6 protein-coding genes are annotated in these 4,446 nt (G+C 41.6%); 5 read left to right on the top strand and 1 reads right to left on the bottom strand.

What is annotated here, in order from left to right:
- The first annotated feature begins 9 nt into the window (after positions 1-9).
- On the top strand, positions 10-105 hold the full coding sequence (locus DD657_RS15165) for a hypothetical protein (RefSeq protein WP_353745277.1): 96 nt from the start codon (positions 10-12) through the stop codon (positions 103-105).
- 56 nt (positions 106-161) lie between these two features.
- Here the strand turns inward: DD657_RS15165 and DD657_RS00865 are convergent, their stop codons facing one another.
- Entirely contained in the window at positions 162-1,199 is a 1,038-nt protein-coding gene (locus tag DD657_RS00865; RefSeq protein WP_235837459.1) for a mannose-1-phosphate guanylyltransferase, read from the bottom strand.
- Between the two features lie 171 nt (positions 1,200-1,370).
- Here DD657_RS00865 and DD657_RS00860 point away from each other — a divergent pair, with 171 nt between their 5' ends.
- From DD657_RS00860 to DD657_RS00845, 4 genes are all read left to right on the top strand, one after another.
- Complete coding sequence (locus DD657_RS00860; RefSeq protein WP_021988782.1) at positions 1,371-2,108, top strand: MlaE family ABC transporter permease; 738 nt, start codon at positions 1,371-1,373, stop codon at positions 2,106-2,108.
- Positions 2,108-2,860, top strand: a complete 753-nt coding sequence (locus DD657_RS00855) for an ABC transporter ATP-binding protein (protein ID WP_287048041.1) — start codon at positions 2,108-2,110, stop codon at positions 2,858-2,860. The genes DD657_RS00860 and DD657_RS00855 overlap by 1 nt, the downstream gene beginning before the upstream one ends.
- Positions 2,857-3,726, top strand: coding sequence for a DUF4296 domain-containing protein (locus tag DD657_RS00850; RefSeq protein WP_068691957.1), 870 nt, complete (start codon positions 2,857-2,859; stop codon positions 3,724-3,726). Before DD657_RS00855 ends, DD657_RS00850 begins: the two co-directional genes overlap by 4 nt.
- 198 nt (positions 3,727-3,924) lie before the next feature.
- Positions 3,925-4,266, top strand: coding sequence for a hypothetical protein (locus DD657_RS00845; protein ID WP_287048039.1), 342 nt, complete (start codon positions 3,925-3,927; stop codon positions 4,264-4,266).
- Positions 4,267-4,446: the final 180 nt, after the last annotated feature.

Raw genomic sequence — 4,446 nt, 5'->3', positions numbered from 1 at the left:
AACCGTACGATCAGCAGTTATGCCGTCGGAATGGATGCCGTACTCGAGTCTGACCGGATTAAAAATGAAATATTTAATCAGGAACAGGATCTCTGGCAATATTAAAATATAAAATGTCGTAAAGACAGAATGAAAAAAGCGTCTGAATTCAGACGCTTTCTTTATTTCTTGTATTTCAATTGTTTTTCGAAATGCTTGATGTGGTCTTCATCTTTGATATGACAGATCATCAGGTAATTTTTATTTTCGGCTATGATTAAATTGTTGGCTCCGTGGACGATGACTTTTTTACGGCTGGGTACGTTGACGATACAGTTGTGTGAGTCTCTGAACAGCACATGAGTAGAATTGGTTGAGTTATTGTCTTCGTCCTTTGTTTTCAGGGCGTGGAAAGCATGCCATGTACCTACATCCGACCAGCCGAAACTGCCTTTTAAGACATATACTTTTGAAGATTTCTCCATGATACCGAAGTCAATAGACAGGTTAGGGCATTTTCCGTATATATTGTCTATAAAATTTTGTTCTTCCGGTGTGTTGAGAGCAGTTGTATTTTCGAAAAGTATGTATAAATCATAGATGTGTTTTCGGACTTCCCGCAGTATATCCTGTACTTGCCAGATAAAAATCCCTGCGTTCCATAAAAAATCCCCGGATTCAAAAAATTTAGCCGCTAATTCCAGGTCCGGTTTTTCGGTAAAGGTTTTAACGGCACTTATTTTTTCAGATTTCATCAGGGGTTTGGTCTGGATGTATCCGTATTGGGTTTCTGCCCGGGAAGGAGTAATCCCAACGGTCAGCAATCCTCCGTGAGTACGGGCAAACTCGATCCCATCGCGGAGATCATTCAGGTAAGCTTCGTCGTTGGTGATAAAATGGTCGGAAGGAAGGACCACCATTGTAGCTTCCGGATTGATGCTTTTTATTTTTGAAGCGGCATAGGTAATACAGGTGGCCGTATTCCGCCGGAGTGGTTCTTTCAATATATTACCTACCGGAATTTCGGGTATTTGTTTCCGGGTAATGGCTTCGTATTCCTTACCTGTAACAATGAAGATATGCTCGTGATCGAATAAACGGTTTACCCTTTCATAGGTCTGACGGATAAAACTTTTTCCGACCCCGAGAATATCGGAGAATTGTTTGGGACAAGCCTGATTACTCACGGGCCAAAAGCGTTTCCCGATACCGCCTGCCATAATAACACAGTATGACTCTGGATTCATTATTTCTTTTATTTTTCTATTTTTACTTCTACTGTCCGAATGTACTAAATAAATACGTGATTTATTTATATTTTTCTTTTAAATTTCCGAAAGGAACCATTATTTCATATAACTTTGAACGGTAAAAACCGTTGTTATCGTAAGATGAAATTTTTATACAAGCTTGGCTCTTATCTTTTATTTATCCGGAAAGCCTTTTCCCGTCCGGAGAAGAGAAGCGTGTACGTGAAAGAGTTGGTTGCCGAATTCGGAAAATTGGGATTGAATTCCATTATGCTCGTGGTAATTATTTCTTTCTTTATCGGGGCCGTGCTTACTTTACAGACGGCTTACAATATGGCAAATCCGCTTTTGCCGCGCTATCTGATCGGTTATCTTACACGGGAGACCCTTTTACTGGAATTTTCATCTACGATAGTGAGTCTTATTCTGGCTGGGAAAATCGGAAGTAATATTGCTTCGGAGATCGGGAGTATGAAGATCACCGAGCAAATTGAAGCGTTGGAAGTTATGGGGGTTAATTCTGTTTCTTATCTGGTAGGACCTAAGATCATCGCTTCATTTATTATTAATCCGGTGTTGTATATTTTCAGTGTATTTATCGGAATATTGGGGGGATTATTTTCCGGCATATTAAGTGGAGTCGTAAATTTTGAGGATTTTCTCTATGGCTTACATTTTTCGTTTAATCCTTATTATGTGACTTATTCCATTATCAAGACTCTTTTCTTTGCATTTATATTTACTTCGATACCGGCATTTTACGGATATAATGTACAGGGAGGTGCCCTCGAGGTCGGGAAAGCCGGGACAAAAGCGGTTGTCGACAGCAGTATTGCTATTCTGACGGCCAATCTGATATTAACCCAAATTCTATTGTAATGATCAGGGCAGAAGGAATATATAAATCGTTTGAGGAAAAGCGGGTGTTGTCCGATATCAATGTTGCGTTTGATTCGGGTAAGGTAAACCTGATTATCGGAAAAAGCGGATCGGGTAAAACGGTGTTGCTGAAGTCCCTGATCGGATTACATACAATTGACAAAGGTAAAATTTATTACGGCGACCGGGAAATTACGGGTATGAACATTCGTCAGCTAAAAGTGATACGGGAGGAGATCGGGGTCGTTTTTCAGGGAGGGGCTTTGTTCGATTCTCTGACGGTGCTGGAAAATGTCAAATTCCCCTTGAATCTGTTTACCGATATGACGGAGACGGAAAAGAACGAAAGGGCATTGTCCTGTCTTAGCCGGGTAAATTTGAGCGGAGCCGATAATGCCTATCCGGCAGAGATCAGCGGGGGTATGAAGAAAAGAGTTGCTATTGCCAGAGCTATTGTTTTGAAACCCCGTTTTCTGTTTTGTGATGAGCCGAACTCCGGACTGGATCCTTTGACCTCTATCGTTATTGATAACCTGATCCGGGAAATCACCCATGAATACGATATGACGACAATCGTCAATACCCACGATATGAATTCGGTTTTTGAAATCGGCGAGAAAATTGTTTTTATAAATGAAGGGCGGAAAGCCTGGGAAGGGACAAAGGAGGAAATTGTAAATACGGATAACAAGGAATTGAACGATTTTATCTTCTCTTCCGATTTGTACAAAAGAATTAAGATGTGCTTATGAGAACAATACTGAAAGATATCGGTTGCTGCGTAATAATATTACTGTGTATTGTGGCTTGTACCCATAAAAAAGCAGCCCTCGACCGGGAGAAGTTTACGGCTTTGCTGATCGATATGCATATGGCGGACGGAGCTCTTTCTTTGTCACAAGGATATAGCACCAATCATGAAAAAAGGAATTATGCTTATTACAATAGTGTATTTGATAAGTATGGAATAGACCGGGCGGAGTTTGATTCTTGCATGCGTTATTATTCGGCACAGGCTGCTTTGTTTGATGAGATATACGATATCGTTATCGATAGCCTGAATCGTCGGTTGACCGAGCAAAACCGGCGGCTGGCCGAGTTGAGAGCCGGAGATTCGATCAATTATTTCCCACAGCCGGACACCTTGTTGCTGGATACTTTGAATCCGGTCTGGGTGACAGAAATAGACAGTATTGTGCCGGGAAACTACAAATTTTCAACCACGGTAAAATTCGATACGCTGGAGAAAAAAAGGTCGAACAGAATTGTAGCATTCTTCCTCTCCCCGGATAATAAAGATACCTTGCATGTCCGGGAGATACGTATGTCCTCGGATACCGTCCGGCGGCATTACGAATGGTCGCAATATGTTGATTCGGCTTATAACCGGTTGATCATTAAGATTGCAGATACCGACCGTCCGGAAAAGCTAAAGTATAAGCGGGGGAGAATTTGGGGAACGACCTTGTACAGGCCCTATACATCTCCTAAAACCATAGAACGCCTGAAAAAATCTTTGTCTCCGGGGAAAGCGGAGGCTGCGATTGTACCGGCGGACGATATTTTGTTGCGGCCCGAAAGATCTAAAGTTCCGGTGAAGTCGCCGGTAAAGCGCTAATAAAAAGTATGATTTTTAATTCCGGTTTTTGATTTCCGGTCGGAATATGGTGTCGCAAAATCAGAAAGAAAACTGTAAATCTTAGATTCTAAGTTGGTGAAGCTGATCGTCATTTATGCTGTATCTGAATTGTAAAGTAACAGTTTGAAATAGTTTAACGGTTGTTTTTGTGTATTCAGTCAAAAATCAATAATTTCTATGTCTTTACGTAAAATAGCTGCCAATTATATTTTTGTACCCGGTTATCCCCTGGTAAAAAACGGATACGTCGTACTTGAAAACGGTCGGATTGCCGATGTCGTGGATACCGGCGGAGTGATTCAGGAAATTCAGGGACTCGAGTTTTACGGAGGCATGTTGGTGACCGATATGTTACTTACGATGAAAATAAAACTTCCCCCGGAGGGAGAGCTGATCCCTTTTTTAGAAGAAATATACACCCGGTTTCATTCCGTACCCCAGGGTATCGCATTGTTGAAAGGTGCGGATCTGCCGCGTCTGGCATTTCGCCCCGGGACTTGCCTGGAACGCCTGCTTTAACGGTTGCTTTTATTACTTGAAGATTTTTTCGACATACGACGTATTGCGATCACACAATGTATAGTGGATCGTCAGAGTGGTGGAAACCGACAGGTAGTTGTATTGAAAGGGCTTAGTGATGATGATTATATGCTTTATCATGAGAAGTTTTAATTTCCCCCTGGATTTGAATCGACAAAT

Origin of the sequence: Culturomica sp. (assembly GCF_003524185.1) — a bacterium.
Classification (GTDB): Bacteria; Bacteroidota; Bacteroidia; order Bacteroidales; family Marinifilaceae; genus Culturomica; species Culturomica massiliensis.
The sequence above is the reverse complement of the archived record's forward strand: the minus strand, read 5'-3'. Positions and strand labels throughout refer to the sequence as shown.